This window comes from Pseudomonas sp. P4_B3, assembly GCF_056402295.1.
This window is the reverse complement of sequence record NZ_JBFUHR010000004.1, coordinates 231,121-252,152: the sequence shown is the minus strand read 5'-3', so window position 1 is coordinate 252,152 and position 21,032 is coordinate 231,121. Positions and strand designations below refer to the sequence as shown.

At 56.3% G+C, this 21,032-nt stretch carries 20 protein-coding genes and 2 pseudogenes; 14 read left to right on the top strand and 8 right to left on the bottom strand.

Annotated features, from left to right (window positions below; translation table 11 throughout):
* Nucleotides 1-248: 248 nt before the first annotated feature.
* Nucleotides 249-614, top strand: a complete 366-nt coding sequence (locus AC1DWG_RS06600) for a histone-like nucleoid-structuring protein, MvaT/MvaU family (protein WP_477764973.1) — start codon at nucleotides 249-251, stop codon at nucleotides 612-614.
* Nucleotides 615-817: 203 nt separating this feature from the next.
* Here the strand turns inward: AC1DWG_RS06600 and AC1DWG_RS06595 are convergent, their stop codons facing one another.
* A complete protein-coding gene (locus AC1DWG_RS06595; protein WP_477764974.1) occupies nucleotides 818-1,993 on the bottom strand; it encodes a PAS domain-containing sensor histidine kinase in 1,176 nt (391 codons plus the stop codon).
* Between the two features lie 190 nt (nucleotides 1,994-2,183).
* On the opposite strand from AC1DWG_RS06595, the gene tnpB reads away from it, so the two are divergent.
* Both tnpB and AC1DWG_RS06585 read left to right on the top strand, forming a co-directional pair.
* On the top strand, nucleotides 2,184-2,540 hold the full coding sequence (gene tnpB, locus AC1DWG_RS06590) for an IS66 family insertion sequence element accessory protein TnpB (RefSeq protein WP_477787538.1): 357 nt from the start codon (nucleotides 2,184-2,186) through the stop codon (nucleotides 2,538-2,540).
* Nucleotides 2,494-2,712: pseudogene (locus tag AC1DWG_RS06585) on the top strand (IS66 family transposase); the annotation flags it as partial. The gene tnpB and the pseudogene AC1DWG_RS06585, both read left to right, overlap by 47 nt.
* Here AC1DWG_RS06585 and AC1DWG_RS06580 read toward each other — a convergent pair.
* From AC1DWG_RS06580 to AC1DWG_RS06570, 3 genes are all read right to left on the bottom strand, one after another.
* Nucleotides 2,712-3,248: an NADPH-dependent FMN reductase gene (locus AC1DWG_RS06580; RefSeq protein WP_477760673.1), complete on the bottom strand. Its 537-nt coding sequence runs from the start codon at nucleotides 3,246-3,248 to the stop codon at nucleotides 2,712-2,714. The pseudogene AC1DWG_RS06585 and the gene AC1DWG_RS06580 overlap by 1 nt on opposite strands.
* 331 nt (nucleotides 3,249-3,579) lie before the next feature.
* Nucleotides 3,580-4,122, bottom strand: coding sequence for a DinB family protein (locus AC1DWG_RS06575; RefSeq protein WP_477755613.1), 543 nt, complete (start codon nucleotides 4,120-4,122; stop codon nucleotides 3,580-3,582).
* A 107-nt stretch (nucleotides 4,123-4,229) separates the two neighbouring features.
* Nucleotides 4,230-5,132 (bottom strand): LysR family transcriptional regulator, encoded by a 903-nt coding sequence (locus tag AC1DWG_RS06570; protein WP_477764975.1) that lies wholly within the window; start codon nucleotides 5,130-5,132, stop codon nucleotides 4,230-4,232.
* 117 nt (nucleotides 5,133-5,249) lie between these two features.
* Here AC1DWG_RS06570 and AC1DWG_RS06565 point away from each other — a divergent pair, with 117 nt between their 5' ends.
* From AC1DWG_RS06565 to AC1DWG_RS06555, 3 genes are all read left to right on the top strand, one after another.
* On the top strand, nucleotides 5,250-5,669 hold the full coding sequence (locus AC1DWG_RS06565; RefSeq protein ID WP_477787516.1) for an ester cyclase: 420 nt from the start codon (nucleotides 5,250-5,252) through the stop codon (nucleotides 5,667-5,669).
* Between the two features lie 3 nt (nucleotides 5,670-5,672).
* Nucleotides 5,673-6,740, top strand: coding sequence for an SDR family oxidoreductase (locus AC1DWG_RS06560; protein WP_477764977.1), 1,068 nt, complete (start codon nucleotides 5,673-5,675; stop codon nucleotides 6,738-6,740).
* Nucleotides 6,741-6,910: 170 nt separating this feature from the next.
* Nucleotides 6,911-7,453 (top strand): histidine phosphatase family protein, encoded by a 543-nt coding sequence (locus AC1DWG_RS06555; protein ID WP_477765003.1) that lies wholly within the window; start codon nucleotides 6,911-6,913, stop codon nucleotides 7,451-7,453.
* Nucleotides 7,454-7,510: 57 nt separating this feature from the next.
* Here the strand turns inward: AC1DWG_RS06555 and AC1DWG_RS06550 are convergent.
* Nucleotides 7,511-7,635 (bottom strand): annotated as a pseudogene (locus AC1DWG_RS06550) (IS66 family transposase); the annotation flags it as partial.
* Between the two features lie 90 nt (nucleotides 7,636-7,725).
* Here AC1DWG_RS06550 and AC1DWG_RS06545 point away from each other — a divergent pair.
* A complete protein-coding gene (locus tag AC1DWG_RS06545) occupies nucleotides 7,726-8,919 on the top strand; it encodes an MFS transporter (protein ID WP_477787515.1) in 1,194 nt (397 codons plus the stop codon).
* A gap of 584 nt (nucleotides 8,920-9,503) precedes the next feature.
* On the top strand, nucleotides 9,504-9,758 hold the full coding sequence (locus AC1DWG_RS06540) for a DUF1652 domain-containing protein (RefSeq protein ID WP_477755228.1): 255 nt from the start codon (nucleotides 9,504-9,506) through the stop codon (nucleotides 9,756-9,758).
* 89 nt (nucleotides 9,759-9,847) lie between these two features.
* Here the strand turns inward: AC1DWG_RS06540 and AC1DWG_RS06535 are convergent, their stop codons facing one another.
* Entirely contained in the window at nucleotides 9,848-10,756 is a 909-nt protein-coding gene (locus tag AC1DWG_RS06535; RefSeq protein ID WP_477764979.1) for a carbohydrate kinase family protein, read from the bottom strand.
* A 78-nt stretch (nucleotides 10,757-10,834) separates the two neighbouring features.
* On the bottom strand, nucleotides 10,835-12,400 hold the full coding sequence (locus AC1DWG_RS06530; RefSeq protein ID WP_477764980.1) for a carbohydrate porin: 1,566 nt from the start codon (nucleotides 12,398-12,400) through the stop codon (nucleotides 10,835-10,837).
* Between the two features lie 167 nt (nucleotides 12,401-12,567).
* On the opposite strand from AC1DWG_RS06530, the gene AC1DWG_RS06525 reads away from it, so the two are divergent.
* The 6 genes from AC1DWG_RS06525 to AC1DWG_RS06500 all read left to right on the top strand — a co-directional run bounded on the left by AC1DWG_RS06525 (nucleotide 12,568) and on the right by AC1DWG_RS06500 (nucleotide 19,405).
* Nucleotides 12,568-13,842 carry an ABC transporter substrate-binding protein gene (locus AC1DWG_RS06525; RefSeq protein WP_477755236.1) on the top strand — a complete coding sequence of 425 codons (1,275 nt, stop codon included), beginning with the start codon at nucleotides 12,568-12,570 and terminating at the stop codon, nucleotides 13,840-13,842.
* Nucleotides 13,843-13,863: 21 nt separating this feature from the next.
* Nucleotides 13,864-14,826, top strand: a complete 963-nt coding sequence (locus tag AC1DWG_RS06520; RefSeq protein WP_477755231.1) for a carbohydrate ABC transporter permease — start codon at nucleotides 13,864-13,866, stop codon at nucleotides 14,824-14,826.
* Nucleotides 14,823-15,665, top strand: a complete 843-nt coding sequence (locus AC1DWG_RS06515; protein WP_108228924.1) for a carbohydrate ABC transporter permease — start codon at nucleotides 14,823-14,825, stop codon at nucleotides 15,663-15,665. Before AC1DWG_RS06520 ends, AC1DWG_RS06515 begins: the two co-directional genes overlap by 4 nt.
* Before the next feature lie 27 nt (nucleotides 15,666-15,692).
* Complete coding sequence (locus AC1DWG_RS06510; protein ID WP_477787514.1) at nucleotides 15,693-16,838, top strand: ABC transporter ATP-binding protein; 1,146 nt, start codon at nucleotides 15,693-15,695, stop codon at nucleotides 16,836-16,838.
* The gene (locus AC1DWG_RS06505; RefSeq protein WP_477787513.1) at nucleotides 16,835-18,337 is read left to right on the top strand and encodes a glycoside hydrolase family 32 protein; all 1,503 of its coding nucleotides are present in this window, start codon (nucleotides 16,835-16,837) and stop codon (nucleotides 18,335-18,337) included. Before AC1DWG_RS06510 ends, AC1DWG_RS06505 begins: the two co-directional genes overlap by 4 nt.
* A 75-nt stretch (nucleotides 18,338-18,412) precedes the next feature.
* On the top strand, nucleotides 18,413-19,405 hold the full coding sequence (locus AC1DWG_RS06500) for a LacI family DNA-binding transcriptional regulator (protein WP_477787512.1): 993 nt from the start codon (nucleotides 18,413-18,415) through the stop codon (nucleotides 19,403-19,405).
* Nucleotides 19,406-19,666: 261 nt separating this feature from the next.
* On the opposite strand, the gene AC1DWG_RS06495 is transcribed toward AC1DWG_RS06500, so the two are convergent.
* A complete protein-coding gene (locus tag AC1DWG_RS06495; protein ID WP_477764985.1) occupies nucleotides 19,667-21,022 on the bottom strand; it encodes a dicarboxylate/amino acid:cation symporter in 1,356 nt (451 codons plus the stop codon).
* Nucleotides 21,023-21,032 lie beyond the last annotated feature (10 nt).

Below are 21,032 nucleotides of genomic sequence, written 5' to 3'. Positions count from 1 at the left end.
TGCATCGGATTTGACCAGCATGCTTCGTGGCCATGACCGGCAGAGAACGACCCTTTGCTGTCGGTCAGCAAAGCAGAAACCAGCAAAAACTGTCACTGGAGATAGTGCGCAAATAGGGCCAAAACTTGACGGCCAGAAACGCCTACGAAATCAGGGACGGTTCATAGCGTTGACGCTATTCACCATCTATATCTATTGCGTCAACCGATTTTCAGTCACGGCTAGGAAACTATCTAAAGAGATCTGCTATGTCCAGACTCGCAGAGATCCGTCAGCTTGAAAAGAACCTCGCCGAGCAGCTACAAGCACTCGAGGCGCTGAAAGGAGATGCTGGTCTAGAGAAAGAAATTGAGTTCGAAGCGAAGCTCCGCTCTCTGCTAGCTGAGTACGGCTACAGCTTGCCAAACGTGATCAAACTTCTTGATCCACAGGCTGGTCGACGTGAACGTGCTCCCGAGCACAAAGCCGGTACTCGTAAACCTCACCAAATGAAGGTCTACAAAAATCCGCACACTGGCATTTTCGTACATACCAAAAGTGGTAATCACAAAACGCTTAAAAACTGGAAGGCTGAGTACGGCTCCACGACTGTCGAGTCTTGGTTGACCAAATGATTTTGTTTTGAATACAAAAACGGCCCAAGCAGGGCCTTTTTTGTTGCTGTGGTTGACGGCGGTTCTGTAAACAGGGGTGGACGTCCTTTTTGGCCGATTTCTGCCTTCCACAACCGGCTGAAACCAACCCACAGCGGCCAGTCACGCCAGGTTATCGTCGGCTAGTAACGGAGGGGGATTGAGTGAGTCAGGGGCAATCCAAGCTAATTTAAGATGCGAGGAAAGGTGGCAGTGAATGTCGTTCCGCTCATTAGAGAAGACGTTACCGCCACTTCGCCATAGTGCGCCCTTGCGATCTCACGAACAATGAACAGGCCTAGCCCGACACTTCTAAGTTCAGCATTGTCATGACTGCCACGGATCATCGGTTCGAACAAGTCCTTGAGCAATTCCAGTGGTATGGGAGTACCGAAGTTGTGCACTGTAATAATGACCGCGTGATCTTCGAAGCACGAAGAAACGGTGACGTCGCTATCGGCAGCACCGTAGGCTACTGCATTGGCGACCAGGTTGCCGATGAGCTGATACAACCGATCACTGTCGGCAGTAAAGTCACCTTGCCCATAACGCAAGTGGATCAACTCATGTCCGGGGAAAGCCAAGCCTAGCTCATCCAGGCAATCGGCGACCAGTTCGTGTAGATCGACTGGTTTGGGCAGGACTGCGATACCTCGCCCAACTTGCGTCAAGGTGAAATCCAACAGATCGGCCACCAGACGCTGTGCGCGCTCTACCGAGTGGGTGATGTGGCCAAGTATTTGTGCTTGTTTAGCATCCATCGCCCTACGGCCCAGCAGTTCTGCCGCCATTTTTATCGCCGACAATGGGTTGCGCAGGTCATGACTGACAATCCCGATAAGCTGCTCGGCGAACAGAGCCCTGTCCTCAGCTGCAGCGTACGTGATGCGCAACTTGTCCTGGGTCATATCCAGTGCGCGTTGGTCCTTGAGGTGCTTCGCCAAATGCCTTTCGGCAAGCATTCGGGCATTGAGCAGTTCGCGCTCGTACCTTTGGCTATCCGCGGCTTTGAACAGGGTCATTTCATGAAATACGCCAGCAGAATGCTCACAGCTGATGGCGCTAAGCATCAATGGAATGGAATGTCCGTTGTAGTGAACCAGATCGAACTTCACGTCAGCCACGACGCCCTGTATCTGCATTAGGGGCGCCCAGTACATCTTGTGGAACGTCCTTCCCTCGAGGCTCATCAAGTCCTGGATGTGACGACCGAGCAGCTCTTCTCGCCGGTAGCCTAACCAACGGCAGAATGTGAGGTTGACCTGTGCGATCTCGCCATTTTCTGCGGTAAGCAGTAAACCACAGTCAGCCTCGTCGAAGAGAACGTCAGAACCGGGTAGCGAATCGTTATCTGCGGGCATTTGTATTCACTGACCAATGGGGCCGATATCTGGAAAATTATAGACATGATTCGCGCAAGGACTCTCAGAATTTACCCCTTTCGCAGTGATTGGCCTCGACATTTTTTGAGGGGGGGGGACACAAGCTGTGAATGACCGTTTATGGCCGATTTCTGCCGGTCATGGCCACGAAGCAAGCTGGTCAAATCCGATGCAATTGGTGGTCAGAACGAATGCAACCGGGTGGTCAAGTGGAGTGCAATTTCGCAAAAGTGAACTGGCCAACCGAAAGTGCTGCTGCCTGCGCGACTTTTCTGCGAGATCTGCTGCGATGATCCGCATCGATTCCATCTGGCTCGCCACCGAGCCGATGGACATGCGTGCAGGCACCGAGACTGCGTTGGCCAGGGTGATCGCGGTATTCGGCGCGGCTAAGCCGCACTGTGCTTATCTGTTCGCCAACCGGCGCGCTACTCGTATGAAAGTTCTGGTGCATGACGGTTTCGGCTATCAGCAGAGTACTGGATTACAGCCTGAAACGCTGGGCAGCGCTATCGCGCTACCTTGATGACGGGGCCGTTCCCATTGGCAACAATTGGGCCGAGAATCAGATCCGACCATGGGCTCCTGGACGCAAGAACTGGCTCTTTGCAGGATCTCTACGCAGCGGAAAACGGGCGGCGGCGATCATGAGTTTGATCCAGTCTGCAAGGCTCAATGGCCATGATCCGTACGTGTATCAGCCCGCTTTTTTTCCATCGATTTGCTGCTTGAATGCTTCAAGTGCCGAAACGATCAGTGGGCGGATCGTTGGATCATTTGCGATAGTCTCTGCACTCAATTGCGTGGAAAGCAAATTTACGGATATTGATGCTTGCTCCACGATACAAGCCGACATTGTTTCCAGAACCAGCCGCAGTGCCGCCTGCGCGTGCGAAGCCCGAGGTGAAGCGTTGAAAAGAGCAACGGGTTTACCTGGGAACTCCTCAGAGCTAACGAGCCAGTCCAGCATATTCTTGAATGAGCCGGGAATTCCGCGAGCGTACTCAGGGCAAGAGATCAGAACGCCGTCCGCGTGGGCGATACTCAAGCGTAAGCCCATGATGGATTCAGGAGGATTTTCCGTGAAATCCGGGTTGAAATGAGGTAACTGGCCAACCTCGTGATAATGCGCTATCGACAGCCCTTTGGGACAGAGAACCTCAGCTGCACGCAACAGCACTGAGTTGGAGGAGGCCTCACGAAGACTCCCTGAAACCGCAAGCAAACGCACCATGTCAACACGCTCCCTGATTTGTAGGGCGGGGAGTGTCGCATGAGGGCCACTTACTGCACCATCATCGGCCCAGCCACCGGAGTCAATCCCGTGCCTTGGTTTCTGGGCGATGACCAGATGGCTTTGCCAGACGCTTGTGTCGCAAGGTCACCCTACCCCCGGGATTAGCTATCAGGTAGGCAACGATGCGGTGGGACACCGCACGTTCACCACCAGCGGTGCGAGGTGTTCGTCATGGATCAAGCCAGGGCGACAGCTATGCAATCAGTGCGATCCGAATCGAATTACCCCTTTTGGCGGTGAATTCTCAATACCGGTATCCCGCTTTTCTTCATACGCCGGATCGGGATGGGATGAGGACGACTAAATCTGTATCGCCTATGTCGACATCAGCCTGTGAAAGCAGCGTAGTAACCTGGCCACGGTGATGGGTCTGATGGTTGAAGAAATGCATCACCAGACCGTAAAAGTCCTTGTCGGACACGACACCCTTCAAGCTGGCGTAATGGAGGGTGTGGTCCAGATCGGACTCTGTAATAGAGCTGGCCCATTCGACGATTATCTGATCAAGCCTCTCTCGATACACTGAGAGTTCTCGAATAGTAGAGAACAACGCCTGGTCAAGGTTTTTCGGATCAGGAAGTCGCCTCACCGGCTCCAATGCCGAGTGGTTCGCTGGATGTTTGGCGAATCGCTTTAGCCACACGGTGTCTCCGGCTGCCACGTGGTTTAGCGTCCCGAGAATCGACCTGAAGAACGCTTTTCTATCAGCTGAGAGCTCATCATCGGACAAGCACCTGGCCGCTCCATGGATCTTTTCGTTCATCCATTTGTTATAGGTCGCCATCAGGCAGATATGGCCGGTACGGCTCATGTGCTCATCCTTTGAGTGGGTATTTGACAAGCGCTCCACGCTCATCGCAAAACCCAGTCTATTGCACGGTGACCCGTACGCGGTAGAGATCGTTATTGCTCCGATACTCACCGGTCGCCCCCCAAGAGGTAACCTTCGACATTTTCCATGGATAGGGCTTCGAGCAACACCTGCTCCAGGATGGCAAAAAAACATTTGATGTGGGCCTGCTTTAATGCCTGAGGCCGGGTCACCAGATAGACTTCCATATCTGGAAGGTGGAGATCCGGGAACAACCCGATCAGATCCTTCGCCAGTATACGGGGCAGTACGGCCACCCCCATACCTCGCCTCACCGATTCGAGCTGCACGGCGAACGAATTCACGCTGATCTGCGCGCGGTCCAGACCACCGGCCTTTGCCGCACGCATTTGCGGCAACATGTCCAGCGGGGGAAGCAAGGCAATATTGACCGCAGTGGCCGGGGTCACCCCTGGAAACCGCTTCAGATAACCTGCATCAGCGAAGACACCGTAGGCGAGCCGGCCTATTGGTCGATAAATCAGCGACGGCTCACCCAGATGAGCTGTACGTACCGCAATGTCTGCCACGCCGCGGACGATCTTGTGAAAGTCGGCTGTGACCATCAGCTCCACCGAGCAACGCGGGTGCAGAGAAGTGAAGCGACTCGCGGCCTCCAGCACGCAAGACGAGAACCCCTCGCCCGCACTGACCAGGACACTGCCAGATAGCTCTGTGTGCAGCTCGGATATGCCAGCAGCGGTTTGACGCCTCAAGCCCGCTTCCGCAGCCAGGGCAACTTCCACGAGGGATTGGCCCCGCGAGGTCAACCAGCATCCTTCAACGCCCCGCTCGACGAGTGGCTCGCCCAGTGCGACCTCAAGCTGGGTCAGGCGGCGGGACACGGTAGACGCCGCGATACCCAGCAACTGGCCAGCTTGAAGGAAGCTGCCACGCCGCGAGACTGCCAACAGCAGACGAAGATCGTCCCAATTTGCTTGCAACGCCATGCGTCCTGTCCTCCCTGGTCTGCATATGTGCAAATCCATTATGCAGTAGTCGCTGTTTTTCGGGAGAGGCCACAACGGTATATCTACAGACCCTCGACACGAATGGAATGGACTGTAATGACTACTGGCCCCAACGACTATGCGGAACGCGCCTCAAGAGCCTTCAATCGCCGTGATGTGGAGGCGATGCTTGCATTGGTTTGCGAAGACTTCATCTACCTCGATGGTATGGGGATTCAAACCGGTCGCGACGCCATGCGCAAACGAGAGACTGCGCTGTTCGAAGCGTTCCCCGATGCCCAAGTGACCTTCACCCCATTCATGGTCGCTGACGATCGTTTGGCGCTGACTGCCTTACTGACCGGCACCTTCGCCGCACCCTTGGTGCTGCCAGACCGGGTGATTGCACCCCATGGACGCCATATTACCGTGCGCTACGCCGCACACTTCACCTTCAGAAACGGGCTGGCCATCCGTGAAGAGGTCTTCTTCGACAGTGCGGTGTTGATGCCGTCAGCCGAACAGGGTGAGGGTTGAGCCATGCGCAGCGCATTTGTTACTGGAGCAACCGGCTTGCTGGGCAACAACCTGGTGCGTGAATTGGTCGCTCGTGGCTATACGGTCAAAGGCCTGGTCCGCTCAAGAGCCAAAGGTGAACAGCAGTTCAACAATCTGCCGGGTGTGGAGCTGGTCGTGGGTGACATGGCCGATGTCGACGCATTCGCAGCATCGCTGCAAGGCTGCGATACGGTGTTTCACACCGCGGCGTTCTTTCGCGACAACTACAAGGGCGGCAGCCACTGGAAAGAACTCGAAAAGATCAATGTGTCTGGTACGCGGCGCCTGCTTAACCAGGCCTACCGCGCCGGTATACGACGGTTCGTCCATACGTCTTCCATTGCCGTGCTCGACGGCGCACCTGGCTCGTCCATCGATGAGACATGTCTGCGGGCCGATGCCGACGCGGATGACTACTACCGCAGCAAGATCCTCGCCGACCGTGTCGTCTTGTCGTTCCTGGAAGCACATCCCGAGATGCATGCCTGCATGGTCCTGCCCGGCTGGATGTGGGGTCCTGCCGACATTGGCCCGACCTCCTCGGGACAATTGGTCAACGATGTCGTGAACGGCAAGTTGCCCGGGCTGATCCCTGGCAGCTTCTCCGTTGTCGATGCCCGTGATGTGGCATGGGCGCTGATTGCTGCCGCCAAACAGGGCCGACGAGGTGAGCGCTATCTCGCGGCGGGCCGGCATATGACGATGCGTCAGCTGGTCCCTGTTCTAGGACGTATAGCGGGCGTAAAGACACCCGTTCGACAACTACCGCTCCCCTTTCTATACACCTTGGCGGCTGTGCAGGAGATCTATGCGCGCCTTACCGGCAAGCCCATTCTGCTGAGCATGGCCACGTTGCGCCTTTTGGTACGAGAGAAGGACCGCACCTGTTTCAACCACCGCAAGAGTGAACAGGAGCTTGGCCTGAGTTTCCGGGCGCTAGAGCTGACAATCACTGATACCGTGGCTTGGTACCGCGATCACGGCTGGTTTGAAAAGCACAGTGCGCGTGCCTCGAAGAAAAAAAGCTCATCCGTCATGGTCGACAACTGACTTTCGGAAACGGGTTTACCGTCTAGCCCCAAAGCCGATAGTCTCGAGCCTCATTGTGCGGTTTGATGCTGGCACGCGAGGCGTACCTGGAGTTCCCGAAACCGCACTTCCTGGTCATTTACCACACGCAAGAACAAGGACGTAAATTTGTGAACAGGGAAATAATCCTGATGCGTCACGGCCAGCCAAAACTGGCCGCAACCGACAAAATCTCAGCGCTCGAGATGAAAGACTGGATCGAGCAATACGACCGATCCGAAATTACCCACCACCCGGTCCCGCATGCCAGCATGCAACTTGCCGCAACCGCCACGGTGATTGTTTCAAGCAGCGCGCCTCGTGCGCTGACCTCCCTCCAGGCGCTCGGCCTGAAGCCTGCACTGGTTGACGCACTTTTCTGCGAAGCACAACTACCTTGTGGTCATTGGAAACTGCCACGGCTATCGCCGTTTACCTGGGCATTTATCCTTCGAGTCTTATGGCTGTGCGGTTACTCACGCAACGTCGAATCCGCCGGCACTGCGAGGATCCGCGCCAGCACGGCAGCCAAACGATTGCAGTCCCTTGCCAGCGATGGACCGGTTCTGCTGCTCGGCCATGGCTTTATGAATCGAATGATCGCCAATCAACTGGTGGCCGACGGATGGGCTCGCCAAAAACGTAACGGCAGTCAGTACTGGAGTGCGACCGTGTATCAGTACGATGGTGTGTAAGAGGCGCCAACTGGTCGGCAGAGATGCCTGCCAAATGCAGCACCGCTTTCATCGTCATCCGAGTAAACCGTCTTGGCGATACAGCGGCAGATGGTCGGCGAACCTGGCCATCATGACGTGGGCTAGCAGACCCGCTGTCGGGAGGCCCTTGTCGATGACCTGCGCGGTACCGGCGCCTGGATATCGAAAGGAGCAGCGCGGCCATTAGTTTTCATTGATAATCGGCACGCTGCAGCTGCATTAAGGGACGATTCATTCAAGGGAGAGAAGTCGTGTCAGCCACATCTGGAAACAGCAACATTTTTCGCCTGGCAACCGCCCAGGCATTGGCGGGTGGTAACTCAGTCATCGTCTACGCAACCGGCGCTATCGTGGGAGACATGCTTGCACCGGATAAAGCATTGGCGACGCTGCCTATCTCCATTTTTGTCGTGGGCATGGCGAGCTGCACGCTACCTGCCGGTGCCATTGCGCAGCGCTATGGGCGCAGTCCCGTGTTTATGCTGGGAGCGTTGTGCGGCATCCTGATGGGAGTGCTGGCTGCGATTGGCATTTATTGGTCCTCCTTTTTCATCTTCTGTGCTGCGATGCTGTTTGGTGGCGCTTATGCCGCTGTGGTGCTGACGTTTCGTTTCGCCACCGCAGAATGCGTTCCAGAAAACAGGCAGCCCTGGGCGCTTTCAATCGTCATGGCTGCCGGGCTAGTGGCGGGTGTACTAGGTCCACAGACGGTCACCTATACGATGGACCTATGGGAGTCACACCTGTTTATCGCTACTTACGTTGCAGCCGCATTAATGGCAGTGGTTTCGGCGGCGGTGCTGCTAGGTGTCGATTTGCCACGCCATGAGGCGGCTGTTCGTACTCCAGGTCGCCCGCTTGCGGTGATTGTTCGGCAGCCTCGACTCATCAACGCCATGCTCTGTGGTGTCATTATTTACACCTTGATGAATTTCCTGATGACTTCGGCCCCACTAGCAATGAAGCATGAGGATCTTTCACTGGAATCATCGAATCTGGCATTGCAGTGGCACGTAATTGCAATGTACGCACCCAGTTTTTTCACTGGAAAGCTGATCCACCGTTTTGGGGCAAACCGCGTTGTGTTGATGGGGTTGATGTTAACCGGCGCGTCTGTTGCTGTCGGGCTTGCCGGCGTGCAGTCCTACCACTTTTATCTATGTTTGGTGCTTCTAGGGATTGGCTGGAATTTCGGTTTTGTCGGCGCCTCTGCGCTCGTCCTTCAGTGCCATAAAACAAGCGAAAGAAACAGTGTCCAGGCGCTCAATGATTTCATTGTCTTTGGCGCCATGGTACTCGGCTCGTTTGCATCGGGAGGTATATTGAATCGATACGGTTGGACCGTTATCTGTGCGCTTGCCTTTGTACCTGTGCTGGTTGCCATAGCGACGTTGATGTTGAGCGAGCGTCGCGTCAGGTATTCAACTCAGGAACGCACAAGCTAGTTCCGCGGGACTGGCTTAGCCTCCAGACCATGATTCGATTCACGCGGGATAACCGGTTTTGCGCAGTGGCAATGGCGAGCGCACCTTGTTCAACTTGCTGACGCCTCCTTTGTGTGACGAAAAGCGTAGCAGGCAGCAAAAAGCCCGCTCAGTGGCGGGCTTTCTGTACGGGGTCAAATCCTTTTGTTCGTTCAATCTGCACTCCATTCCGTGAGCGTTTCGTGAAAAGCATGTCGCAGATACGAAAAAGCCCGGCGTCGGCCGGGCTCTCTGTAGATGGGCCAAATCCCTTTGGCTGACCGCACTATGCTGGGTGGATGTGACAAGGGTGTGACAGGGCATATATGAACAGCCCGGCGAGGGTATGATCAGGCGCATATTGCACCCCCTGATGATTCTGTCTAGCCGATTGCAGGCTGCTGCCAAACGATCTAACGGTCGGTGCCGGATAAAGCATAGACTGAAAAGTAACCTTCTTCGCCAAGGTCAAGGGTAAGGTGATCTAGCGTGTAATCGTTACACGCTCCTGATTTTACGCGCTATAGCATGAGTCTCTTGGTTGGCTCCTGTTGAGGGTAGCCACCATGCTTTCCAGTCTAGAGCTTCGATACCTGGTCGAGAGAAGCTTTCTCCCGATGTATTGCGCATGCTCAGTTTCATCTGACAACTGTCTTACTGTTCGTATCTACAGTCCAGAGACAGGCCGGATAGATCTTTTCTCTACCGGCATCTCCTGTTCCGAGCTCAACAGCAATCGTGCAATAGAGAGTATGCTCGCCAACCTGCGCAATGATCTCAACGCACATACCGAGCAACTTTCGCTCGTGCGTAATCATTGAGCCCCAGAACCCCGAGCCAGCAACGCTTATGGTCAGGGGCGGTGCCGCGTCTTTTTACTTAGACAACTCCTCGGCGCCGGCAACCATGGTCAAGTATGTTTCAGCAGCTGCAGCAAACCTTCCACATCAGCTAGCGCTGGAGCATGGGCTCCGGCATGGCGGCAAGATATGGATGCGCAAGCCGCTGAAAATTGCAGGCGTTCTCTCAAGTCCGCGATCCCCAACAACTGCGCAGCCAGCCAACCAGCCATACAAGCGTCTCCTGCTCCAACCGTGTCTTCCACCTTCACGGCAATCGCCGGCTGATCGAGTTGGCTGTCCGGGGTGTGGAGAATCATCCCGTGTTCTCCTCGGGTAAAAAGGATCTGCGCCTGAGGATTAAGAGCGCGAAGCTCATCCATTGCCTGGTGTTCTGTCAGCCCTGGATAAATTTGCCGAAGGTCTTCATCGGAAAGCTTGATCATGTCAGCAAGGGTGGTCATCGTAGGGAAGGTCTGCTCCCGATAATGGCTATCCATTAAATTGCGCCAGTTCGGATCATAGCTAATCCGTTTACCGGCTTTTTTGGCCTGCTGAGCAATTTTAACCAGCTTGTCTGCGAGTGGCTGTCGGGCCAAACTGATGCAGCTGAAATGACACAGCTCTGCTTGGTTGATCCATCCTTCGGGCATCAGATCCGGATCAAAAAACAGATCGGCATCTCCAGCAAAAAAGTATCTTGGAGGACGGCTCGATGGAACGATGGCGACCAAAGGATCTCGGTCTACCCGTTGGATAAACCTCATATCCAATGCTGCCGCTTCCGACTGCGAAACTATCTCGTCACCCAGAGAATCCATGCTCACCGACCCAGCAAAAGCGCTGCTGACACCCAAGCGACTTAGCGCTCGTGCAACGTTCCAGGGAGCACCACCCGGGTAACCCTTCCACTGTCCAGGAGTGCCTTGGACAAGATCGGTCAGGGCTTCGCCAAACACTACTGCGCGAGGCAATACCATCGTCATTTCCTCAATATTTTGTCGTAGGGAACTGCCGACAGGTGCGCTGAAGGCGTGTTGGCCGGACCCGTTCAAATATTAAAACCAGGTTTCCATCTGTATACCGTATTGCCATACACCTCCGGCTTTGAAGTCCGTCATGCCAAAGGAGTCTGTGGTACTGAATTTGTCCAGATCCGAAGACCAGTTCATGAAGCTTGCGAACACTCGCAATTCGGGACGTGTGAGAAGATCTCCAACCTCAGGTTTGAATGTCGGGGCGACAGTGAACTTCCAAAAGTTACCGTCGACCGCATTACGTTGTAGATAGTCCTTCGGGTCGAGGTTCATGGTTTGCCAGCTTATTTCGTAGGCCATCTCGAAATTGCTGTTGATTTTATTGGCCAAACGCACGTTCAGGGTCAGCCAGCGGTAGTCGTCACCCTTGACGTATCTATCCTTGCTCTGTTCTGCCAGCAAGCTGGGGCCGATACGCCAGTCAGGCGCAAGGGGTGTCTCACCGTAAAGTGCCAGACGCAGAGCGCGGGCATCATCAATCAGTTCACCATCCGAGCCGACGTTCTTGACCTCAGCTCCCAGACCTTGCCCATAGAGCAGCGCCGTTTTGAAGAAGCCTTCTCTGCCGAAAAAGTTTTTCTGGTGATTGGCCAGCATGCTGTGCAAGCCGGAATCCGCAGGCGTCAAACCCGCTGCATTGGTTCGGGTAGCGAAATCGTTTTTCTTTGCGCCGATGGCATTGAACATCCACTGCCACTGACCATCCTCGAAGAACTGGTTGGAGGTCAGGATGTAGCTTTCCACATCGGCACTAAGATCGCCTTGACTGAAATCCCCGTAGTTACGCCCGATCAAAGAGTAGTTCGAACGCCAATTCTTGTTCATCTGCATATCGTAGATTCCACCCCCGGTGCCGGCCAGATAGACAACGTCCGAGTCCAGCCAGTGGATATCGAAATTATCTCTATCGAATCGCTTGCCTGCCCACAGGGTGGCGTTCTCGAACACTGAATTGCCCTTGAACGCAGCGACATGGTCAAGCGCTGTGAATACCTGGCGCACGTTCAGTTTGCTTTCGTCGGCCGTCCAGTCATTGGAACTTTCCACACCATCGGCGATGGAGACCGTGAATTTGGAACGGGTGCCGTTTTGCGCATAGATTTCTTTCGACAGGTCTATACGCATGTAGGTGTCGTCCTCGTTACCGAGTCGCCCGACTGCACCACCGACTGAACCGGCAGGAGTTTCATAAGGGCCACCACGACCACCACCCAGCCGATCGTTGATCAGCAATCCGGAGCGGGCGTAGCCGTTGAAGCTGAACCCATCAGTGAGGTGTCCGGTACTGCCCTCTTTCTCCAGGCTTTGCTGACGGGCCTCGAGTTTTGCCACTCGGGTATCCAAAGCGGGCGCCGAAATTACTGCCGCAGTAGACGCGGCGGGCGGCAAGGGAGCAGTGGCGAGTTTGATCTGCTGCAATTCCCTGGCAAGTGCCTGGGTTTGCTGTTCGGCTGCGGCCGCACGCTTCTCCGCTGCGCTGGTACGGGCTTCAAACGCGGCCATGCGTTCTTCCAGAGTCGCGGCCTGAGAGGTTACCGCCGAGGTGCCGAGCACGCCTGCGAGTAGCCAGCTTGATGCTTTCTGCATGTGGATTTCCTGTTTTGTTTTTATTGTCTAGTTTCCGCGACCGGCCATTTTTCGTGAGTTGCGAATTGTCGCAATCGACGAAAAAAAGGATGCCTCATCGCTAATACGCTGCTACATTTGGCGATGTTAACGTTAACTTTTCTAAAAACAAAAATAAAGAGGGCTTTATGAAACAGCTTAAATCTCTTCTTCCAGCAGCACTGCTCACCCTTTGTGCCGGGCTTCCATCCCTCTCGAACGCAGCTGATTTGACGATCTCCTGCGGCGCGGTGGGTGCGGAGTTACAACTCTGCAAGGAGGCTGTCGAGGCGTGGTCGAAACAGACCGGCAACCACGTCGAGGTGGTCTCAACACCTAACTCGGCAACCGAGAGGTTGTCGTTCTACCAACAGATCCTCAGTGCGCAGTCCAGCGACATCGACATCATTCAAATCGACATGGTGTGGCCGGGGATGCTGGCCAAACATCTGATGGATCTGCGCGAGGTGCTTCCTGCCAATGCGACCCAGGGCTACTTCCAGGCACAGGTGGATAACGCCACGGTGAACGGACGGCTGGTGACGATGCCGTGGTTCACCGACTCGGGCCTGCTGTATTACCGCAAGGACTTGCTCGAGAAATACAACCAGCAGGTTCCCCAGACGTGGGAGGAAATGACCGCTACCGCCAGGAATATTCAACAGGCCGAGCGCACTGCCGGGAACCCCAATGCATGGGGTTACATCTTTCAAGGGCGCGCTTACGAAGGCCTGACGTGTAATGCGCTGGAGTGGATCAGCAGCCAACCGGAAGGTGGACTGGTCAATCCACGAGGCGACATCGTGGTCAACAGTCAGGCCTCAAGAACGGCTTTGACCCTGGCGAAAAGCTGGGTGGGAGACATCTCCCCGCGTGGGGTACTCAATTACACCGAGGAAGAAGGCCGTGGCGTGTTCCAGTCGGGAAATGCGCTGTTCATGCGTAACTGGCCTTATGTCTGGGCCCTGGTGCAAAGCCAGGACAGTGCAGTAAAGGATAAGGTTGGGGTCGCCCCCCTGCCCCGCGGCGGCGAGACCGGCAGCCATGCATCCACCCTCGGTGGCTGGGGTCTGGCGGTATCGCGTTACAGCGCCCATCCAAAACTTGCCGCCGAGCTGGTGAGCTACCTGACCCGTGCCCAAGAGCAGAAACGTCGTGCCCTGATAGGCGCCTATAACCCGGTTATCGAGTCGCTGTATCAAGATCCCGAATTGCTCGCGGCAATGCCTTATTACGCTCAGCTGCACAGTATTCTCAACGATGGGGTCATGCGCCCCGCCTCAATCACTGCCGATCGCTATCCAAGGGTCTCCAATGCGTTCTTCGATCGAGTGCATGGCGTGCTGGCGGGCGAGTTGCCTGTCGATCAGGCGCTGGCCGAACTGGAAAGCGAACTCACGCGCATCAAACGCCGGAACTGGTAAGCCACAAGGAAGGAAATCACCATGTCTGTCTCTTCTACCCATGTCCCCTGTGAGGAGCTTCTGCTCACCAGGGAAACGCCCGTACAACGTCGCCGAGTACGCGCTGCCTGGCTGTTTTTGACACCGATGCTGTTGTGTCTGGCCCTGGTGGCAGCCTGGCCGCTGCTGCGCACATTCTGGTTCAGTCTGACCGACGCCAGCCTGTCGGATACGAGTGGCGGAGCCTTCGTCGGCTTGAGCAATTATCTGTTCCACAACGGTTCCAGCTGGTCGGGCATCCTGGTCGATCCTCAATGGTGGAACGCTGTGCGCAACACCTTGCATTTCACCGTGGTGTCGGTAGGACTGGAAGTCGTACTGGGACTGCTGGTGGCGTTGCTGCTGAACATCAAGTTCACCGGACGCTCTTTGGTGCGTGCGTTGATTCTGATTCCCTGGGCGATTCCGACGATTGTCTCGGCGAAGATCTGGTCATGGATGCTTAACGACCAGTTCGGCATCATCAATCACATGATGCTGAGCGTCGGCCTGATTGACGCGCCCCTGGCCTGGACGGCCGATGCGGATCTGTCGATGTGGGCGGTGATCATCGTCGATGTCTGGAAGACCGTCCCTTTTGTCACGCTACTGATGCTGGCGGCCTTGCAGATGTTGCCGAGCGATTGCTACGAAGCCGCGAGGGTCGATGGCATTCATCCGCTGAAAGTGTTCTGGCGTGTCACCCTTCCCCTATTGATGCCTGCACTGTTGGTGGCGGCGATCTTCCGCATCCTCGACTCGCTGCGGGTGTTCGACGTGATCTATGTGCTGACTTCTAACTCGTCGAGCACCATGAGCATGTCGGTGTATGCCCGCCAGCACCTGGTTGAGTTCCAGGACGTCGGTTACGGCAGCGCGGCCTCGACGCTGCTGTTTCTGGTGGTTGCGGTCATCGCCATGCTTTATCTCTACCTCGGACGCCGTCAACTGGAGGTCCGGTCATGAGCCCGCGTCTACTGAAAAAAGCGCTGTTGCGCCTCGGGTTCTGGTGTCTGATCGGGGTATTGCTGCTGTATGCGGTCTTCCCTTTCTACTACGCCATCGTGACTTCGCTGAAGCCGTCCAGCGCCTTGTTCGAGGTGAGCTACTGGATCGATAACCCCGACTTCTCCAATTACGCAGCGGTACTCCATCAAGCCTCATTCCTGCGGGCTATCGGTAACTCGCTGGTGGTTGCGCTGTGCGTGGTAACGCTGGCGCTGTTCCTCAGTGTGACCGCCGCCTATGCCTTGGGCCGGGTGAAATTCCGTGGGCGTGGCACGGTCTTGATGATGGTCCTTGGCGTGTCGATGTTTCCCCAGGTTGCCGTGCTGTCGGGGCTGTTCGAAGTGATCCGCGCCCTGGGCCTGTACAACACGTCCTGGGCGTTGATTCTGAGCTACACGATTTTCACCCTGCCCTTCACCGTCTGGGTGCTGACCACGTTCATGGGGCAATTGCCTCATGAACTGGAAGAAGCGGCAATCATGGATGGCGCCTCGCCCTGGGTCACGCTGACCCGGGTGCTGTTGCCCCTGCTCTGGCCCGCACTGGTCACCACTGGCTTGTTGGCCTTCATCGCAGCCTGGAACGAGTTCCTGTTTGCCCTGACCTTCACCCTCACCGACACGCAACGCACGGTGCCGGTCGCCATCGCCTTGATTTCCGGCGGCAGCCCCCATGAGTTGCCTTGGGGATTGTTGATGGCCGCCTCGGTGCTGGTCACCGTCCCACTGGTGATTCTGGTGCTGATCTTCCAGCGCCGAATCGTTTCCGGCCTCACTGCCGGCGCGTTAAAGGGTTGATGCCCAACAAAGACAAGGAACAGCATCGTGATCAAATTGAAACTGGACAACGTGAACAAACAATTGGGCGGCGCACGGATTCTTCGCGACGTCAGCCTGGAAATCGCGGCGGGTGAATTCGTGGTGTTCGTTGGCCCTTCGGGCTGCGGAAAATCGACCCTGCTACGACTGATCGCCGGACTGGATTCGATCTGCGGCGGCGACCTGCTGATCGACGGGCGTCGGGTCAACGACCTGGAACCGCGCGAGCGTGGCGTCGGCATGGTGTTTCAGTCTTATGCGCTGTACCCGCACATGAGTGTCTACGACAACATCAGTTTTGGTCTCAAACTGGCCAAGACTGAAAAGACCAGCCTGCGCGAGCGCGTGCTGAAAACGGCGCAAATCCTGCAATTGGACAAACTGCTGCAACGCAAGCCAAAGGAACTGTCTGGAGGGCAGCGTCAGCGTGTGGCCATGGGCAGGGCCATGGCGCGGGAACCGGACATTTTGCTGTTCGATGAGCCGCTCTCCAATCTGGATGCATCCTTGCGGGTGCAGATGCGCAACGAAATCGCCCGGCTGCATGATCGACTGGGCTCGACCATGATCTACGTCACTCACGATCAAGTGGAAGCGATGACCCTGGCCGACAAAATTGTCGTGCTCAATGGCGGTCGCGTAGAGCAGGTCGGCTCACCGCGCGAACTCTATGAGCGCCCGGCGAGCCGCTTTGTCGCCGGTTTTCTCGGTTCGCCCAGAATGAACTTTCTGGCGGCACGCCTGCATGTACCGGGTGAAACCAGCCTGGTCGATACTCCCGTCCTGGGTATGACCGCCCTGCCCTTCGACAGCTCGAACCTGGCGGTGGACGCCCCACTGAGCCTGGGGATTCGCCCGGAACACGTGTCGCTCAAGGCGGCGCAGGGAACTGCCGGCGTCGTCGTGACCGGGGTCGAATACCTGGGCAGTGAAACCTATGTGCACCTCGATACAGGTCAGGACGAGCCACTGATCTGTCGTTGTGAGGTCAACGCCGGATGGCAAGTGGGCGATCAGGTCGAGCTGCAGCTGGAGTTCGGCAATCTGCACCTGTTCGACGCCGACGGCACGGCCTTGAAGCGCCACCCACACGCCATTGAAACCCTGCCGGATGGTGTCTCTCTAAGCCCGGCACGAGCACGCGCCCTATGACCTTGTCTTTGAATACCCTGAGCGATCCAATGCCTTCTTCCCTTGACCTTGCGCAGCGTGCGCTAAGTGACGGCCTGTCTCGCGTCATCCAGGATTATCGACCCGGCTATCATATTGCCCCCCAAGTGGGCTGGATGAACGACCCTAACGGGGTCGTGTACTTTCGTGGCGAGTATCACGTGTTCTATCAGCATTACCCCTTCGACGCGAAATGGGGCCCGATGTATTGGGGCCACGCCAAGAGTGCCGATCTGGTTCATTGGCAGCACCTGCCCATTGCGCTGGCACCCGGCGATGACTTCGACCGTGACGGATGTTTTTCCGGTAGCGCAGTGGTGTGTGGAGATACCTTGGCACTGATCTACACCGGACACACCTGGCTGGGGGAAGTGGGTGACGAACGCTCGATCCGTCAAGTCCAGTGCCTGGCCACCAGCAGCGACGGCATCCGGTTCGTCAAACACGGCGCAGTCATCGAGACCGCGCCGCAAGACACTATCATGCACTTTCGTGACCCCAAGGTATGGAAGGAGGATGACTATTGGTACCTCATTGCCGGCGCACGTCTGGGCGATATGCCGCTGCTCCCGCTGTACCGTTCCACGGATCTGCACGTCTGGGAGTTCCTTAACTATGTGTCCGGCGGCAGGGAGGGTGATGGCTATATGTGGGAGTGCCCGGATCTGTTTCGACTGAACGGACGCGATGTGCTGCTGTACTCCCCCCAAGGCATGCCACCCAAAGGTTACGAACGACTTAACAAGTACCAGACTGGTTACCGAGTGGGCCGACTCGACAACGAGTGGAACTTCACTGGCGGGCCTTTCATCGAGTTGGATAACGGCCACGATTTCTATGCAGCGCAGACGCTATTGGCCGCCGATGGTCGGCGCCTTGTGTGGGCGTGGCTCGACATGTGGGAAAGCCCGATGCCGAGCCAGGCCCATCACTGGTGCGGCATGCTCGGATTGCCACGCGAACTTGAACTGTGCGCCGATCGCCTTTGCGTGTATCCGGCACGGGAGCTCACCGCTCTGCGCAAAGCGCCATTGCCAGGCACGTCCTGGTGGGATGAATCGGGAACCCGGTGGGTGCCGGAAGTGAATGGCGATATGCTCGAAATCCATGTGCACCTGGATTTACTCGGCTGCACCGATGGCCACCTGGGAATCGCGTTGCGCTGCAGCGACGATGGCCATGAACAAACCCTGCTCTACTACGATGCGGCGTTGCAGCGTCTGGTGCTTGACCGCAGCCACTCTGGTGCGCAAGTCACAGGCCAGCGCAGCGTGTCGATAGACCCGACACAAGAGCGACTGGAACTGCGTGTGTTCCTCGATCGCTCGTCCATCGAGGTGTTCGACGAAAACGGGCGCTTCAGCCTCAGCAGTCGCCTCTATCCGCGGCCCGACAGTCTGGGCGTGAAGCTGTTTGCCAGCGGGAGTGGCGGGTGTGTCTCGATTCCCAAGGCATGGCCTCTCGATTCTGGATGGTTATGAGCAACGTCATTCGAGTCGCGAGAAGCCCGGGCCCTGTGTCATGATTCTGCGTCAACCTGACCGGGCTCGCCTCGCATGACTTCAGTGAAAGACGTTGCACAGCTGGCCGGCGTGTCCCTGATGACGGTTTCTCGAGCGCTCAATAATCCGGAAAAACTGAGCCCCGAAACCCTTCTACGGGTGCGTCGCGCCATTGATGAACTGCAATTCGTACCGAGCCTGTCGGCGCGCAAGATGCGCGGCGACAACCTCCAGTCGCGAACCATCGGTGTGTTCGCGCTGGACACCGCGACCACACCGTTCGCCGTCGAGTTGCTGCTGTCCATCGAACAGACCGCGCAGCAAGCCGGCTGGAATGTGTTCATCCTTAACCTGTTGAGCAACCCGCCCACCGACCAGAACATCGACCTGATGTTGTCGCACCGCCCCGACGGGTTGATCTTCAGCGCCATGGGTTTTCGCCAGGTGAGCATTCCCGAGCGATTGAAGAGCAAACCCCTGGTACTCGCCAATTGCCTGGCCGATGACAGTCGCCTGGTGAGTTATGTGCCAGACGACGAAGCGGGGCAGTATCGAGCCGTACATCACGCGTTGAGCCAGGGCTATCGGCGCCCTCTGTGCATCAATCTGCCAAAACAGAGTCTGGCCTGGAACCTGCGACAAAAAGGTCTGCAACGTGCCTGTCAGGCATTCGGGCTGTTGCCTGACGCACTCCTGCAATACGACCTTTCCGATCATGACGCCTATGGTGAAACCGCAGCCATCCTCGACCGGCACATCATTGAGGGTCGTCCCCAATTCGACATTCTGATCTGTGGCAACGACCGCATCGCGTTTTGTGCCTATCAGCTGTTGTTGGGCCGTGACCTGAAAATTCCCGACGATGTCGCCGTGCTCGGCTACGACAACATGATCGGTATTGCCGAGCTGTTCATCCCGCCGCTGACCACGGTGCAACTGCCGTACTACGAGATCGGTCGCAAGGCTGCCCGGCACCTGATCGAGACCCTCGACGTCTCGGGAGCCCAGCCAGTTGATTGTCCATTGGTGGTTAGGGCATCGCTATAAGATTCAGTTAATTTGGTTGAAAGGTTTTTTTCCAGCACAAAAACAAACGCCCCGAACATGTCGGGGCGTTTGTTGGTGCCTTCGCCAGAGTGTTTTCACACAGCCTGTGAAGGGCCCTTTTGTACTCCAGCCGAAATCACTTGGTCAGCCAAGACTCGAGCGTTGCTGAGCCACGCGTGAAGCCGTGCCGGATTTAAATGCGGCATATCTCTCTGAGCGAAATACTCGATCAAGCATGGTGTTAATTTCAACGCCACATACTTACGCCCGAGAGGCCTTTTTGAGGCTGGACGGCAAGGGACTGCCCGTCACCGGTGAAGGGACATAGATAGTCTCCGCCTGCACAATTTCAGGCTTTTGTTCTTCGATCTCACCATTGAGCGCCTTGTGCATTTTCACCGTATCCAGCGCCCCTACCCATTTGGCGATGGCCATGGTGCCGACACCATTACCGATGGTGTTGGTAATGGCCCGCGCTTCCGACATGAACCGGTCGACACCCAGCAGCAACACCATGCCGGCCACCGGGATGGTGCCCAGGGAAGATAAGGTGGCGGCCAAAATGATGAACCCCGAACCGGTGACACCTGCCGAACCTTTGGAGGTGAACATCAACACCGCCAGTACGATCAACTGATCGGTCAGGGTCAGCGGCGTGTTGGTCGCTTGGGCGATGAAAATCGCGGCGATGGTGTAGTAGATCGCCTGCCCGTCGGGGTTGAAGGTCAATCCGGACGGAATGATCATCCCGGCGACGGGCTTGGACACCCCGGCCTTTTCCATCTTCGAGATCATCTGCGGCAGTACTGACTCCGAAGAGCTGGTGCCCAGTACGGTGAACAGCTCTTCCTTGATGAATTTCAAAAACTTCCAAAGGCTGAAACCGCTGTAGCGGCAGATCGGCCCTAGCACAAAGATCACGAACACGGCGCAGGTCAGGTAAACGCAGGCCATCAGCTTGCCCAGAGAGAACAGCGAGCCGAAGCCATACTTGCCGATGGTGAAGGCGATGGCACCGAATGCACCGATCGGCGCCAGGCGCATGACCATGTTGACGATACGAAACATGCCTTGCATCAGGCTATCCAGCGTATCGACGAACGCTTTGCCGCGTGGCCCCACATGAGCCAAGGCGATTCCCAACAGGATGGAAAACAGCAGGATTTGCAGCACATTGCCCTTGGCGAAGGCATCCACGATGGTGTCGGGAATGATGTTCATGACGAAGTCCATGAACGATGCATGTTTCACGGCCGAGGTGTAGGTGGCCAGGCTGGAAGTGTCGAGGGTAGCAACATCGATGTTCATGCCGGCGCCGGGTTTGAACACATCGACCACCACCAGGCCGACCACCAGCGCCAGCGTCGACACGACTTCGAAATAGAGCAAGGCGCGAAAACCGACTCGACCTAGTTCCTTCATGTTTTCCATGCGGGCGATCCCCGTGACTACGGTCAGGAAGATCACCGGAGCGAGGAGCATCTTGATCAATTTGATGAAGGCATCGCCCAAGGGTTTGAGCGCAGCGCCGGTTTCGGGAACGAACACGCCGACGATGGCGCCGATGATCACGGCGATCAGCACTTGCACATAGAGTTTGCCGAATATTCTTTTCATGACAGGGCCC

Bases quoted from the DNA above. Each gene is read 5' to 3' on its own strand.
- AC1DWG_RS06505 (WP_477787513.1), top strand. From the start codon at position 16,835: ATGACCTTGTCTTTGAATACCCTGAGCGATCCAATGCCTTCTTCCCTT.
- AC1DWG_RS06600 (WP_477764973.1), top strand. From the start codon at position 249: ATGTCCAGACTCGCAGAGATCCGTCAGCTTGAAAAGAACCTCGCCGAG.
- AC1DWG_RS06555 (WP_477765003.1), top strand. From the start codon at position 6,911: ATGCGTCACGGCCAGCCAAAACTGGCCGCAACCGACAAAATCTCAGCG.
- AC1DWG_RS06595 (WP_477764974.1), bottom strand. From the start codon at position 1,993: ATGCCCGCAGATAACGATTCGCTACCCGGTTCTGACGTTCTCTTCGAC.
- AC1DWG_RS06575 (WP_477755613.1), bottom strand. From the start codon at position 4,122: ATGAGCCGTACCGGCCATATCTGCCTGATGGCGACCTATAACAAATGG.
- AC1DWG_RS06560 (WP_477764977.1), top strand. From the start codon at position 5,673: ATGCGCAGCGCATTTGTTACTGGAGCAACCGGCTTGCTGGGCAACAAC.
- AC1DWG_RS06520 (WP_477755231.1), top strand. From the start codon at position 13,864: ATGTCTGTCTCTTCTACCCATGTCCCCTGTGAGGAGCTTCTGCTCACC.
- AC1DWG_RS06515 (WP_108228924.1), top strand. From the start codon at position 14,823: ATGAGCCCGCGTCTACTGAAAAAAGCGCTGTTGCGCCTCGGGTTCTGG.
- tnpB (WP_477787538.1), top strand. From the start codon at position 2,184: ATGCAATTGGTGGTCAGAACGAATGCAACCGGGTGGTCAAGTGGAGTG.
- AC1DWG_RS06565 (WP_477787516.1), top strand. From the start codon at position 5,250: ATGACTACTGGCCCCAACGACTATGCGGAACGCGCCTCAAGAGCCTTC.
- AC1DWG_RS06580 (WP_477760673.1), bottom strand. From the start codon at position 3,248: ATGGTGCGTTTGCTTGCGGTTTCAGGGAGTCTTCGTGAGGCCTCCTCC.
- AC1DWG_RS06525 (WP_477755236.1), top strand. From the start codon at position 12,568: ATGAAACAGCTTAAATCTCTTCTTCCAGCAGCACTGCTCACCCTTTGT.
- AC1DWG_RS06500 (WP_477787512.1), top strand. From the start codon at position 18,413: ATGACTTCAGTGAAAGACGTTGCACAGCTGGCCGGCGTGTCCCTGATG.
- AC1DWG_RS06495 (WP_477764985.1), bottom strand. From the start codon at position 21,022: ATGAAAAGAATATTCGGCAAACTCTATGTGCAAGTGCTGATCGCCGTG.
- AC1DWG_RS06535 (WP_477764979.1), bottom strand. From the start codon at position 10,756: ATGGTATTGCCTCGCGCAGTAGTGTTTGGCGAAGCCCTGACCGATCTT.
- AC1DWG_RS06570 (WP_477764975.1), bottom strand. From the start codon at position 5,132: ATGGCGTTGCAAGCAAATTGGGACGATCTTCGTCTGCTGTTGGCAGTC.
- AC1DWG_RS06540 (WP_477755228.1), top strand. From the start codon at position 9,504: ATGCTTTCCAGTCTAGAGCTTCGATACCTGGTCGAGAGAAGCTTTCTC.
- AC1DWG_RS06530 (WP_477764980.1), bottom strand. From the start codon at position 12,400: ATGCAGAAAGCATCAAGCTGGCTACTCGCAGGCGTGCTCGGCACCTCG.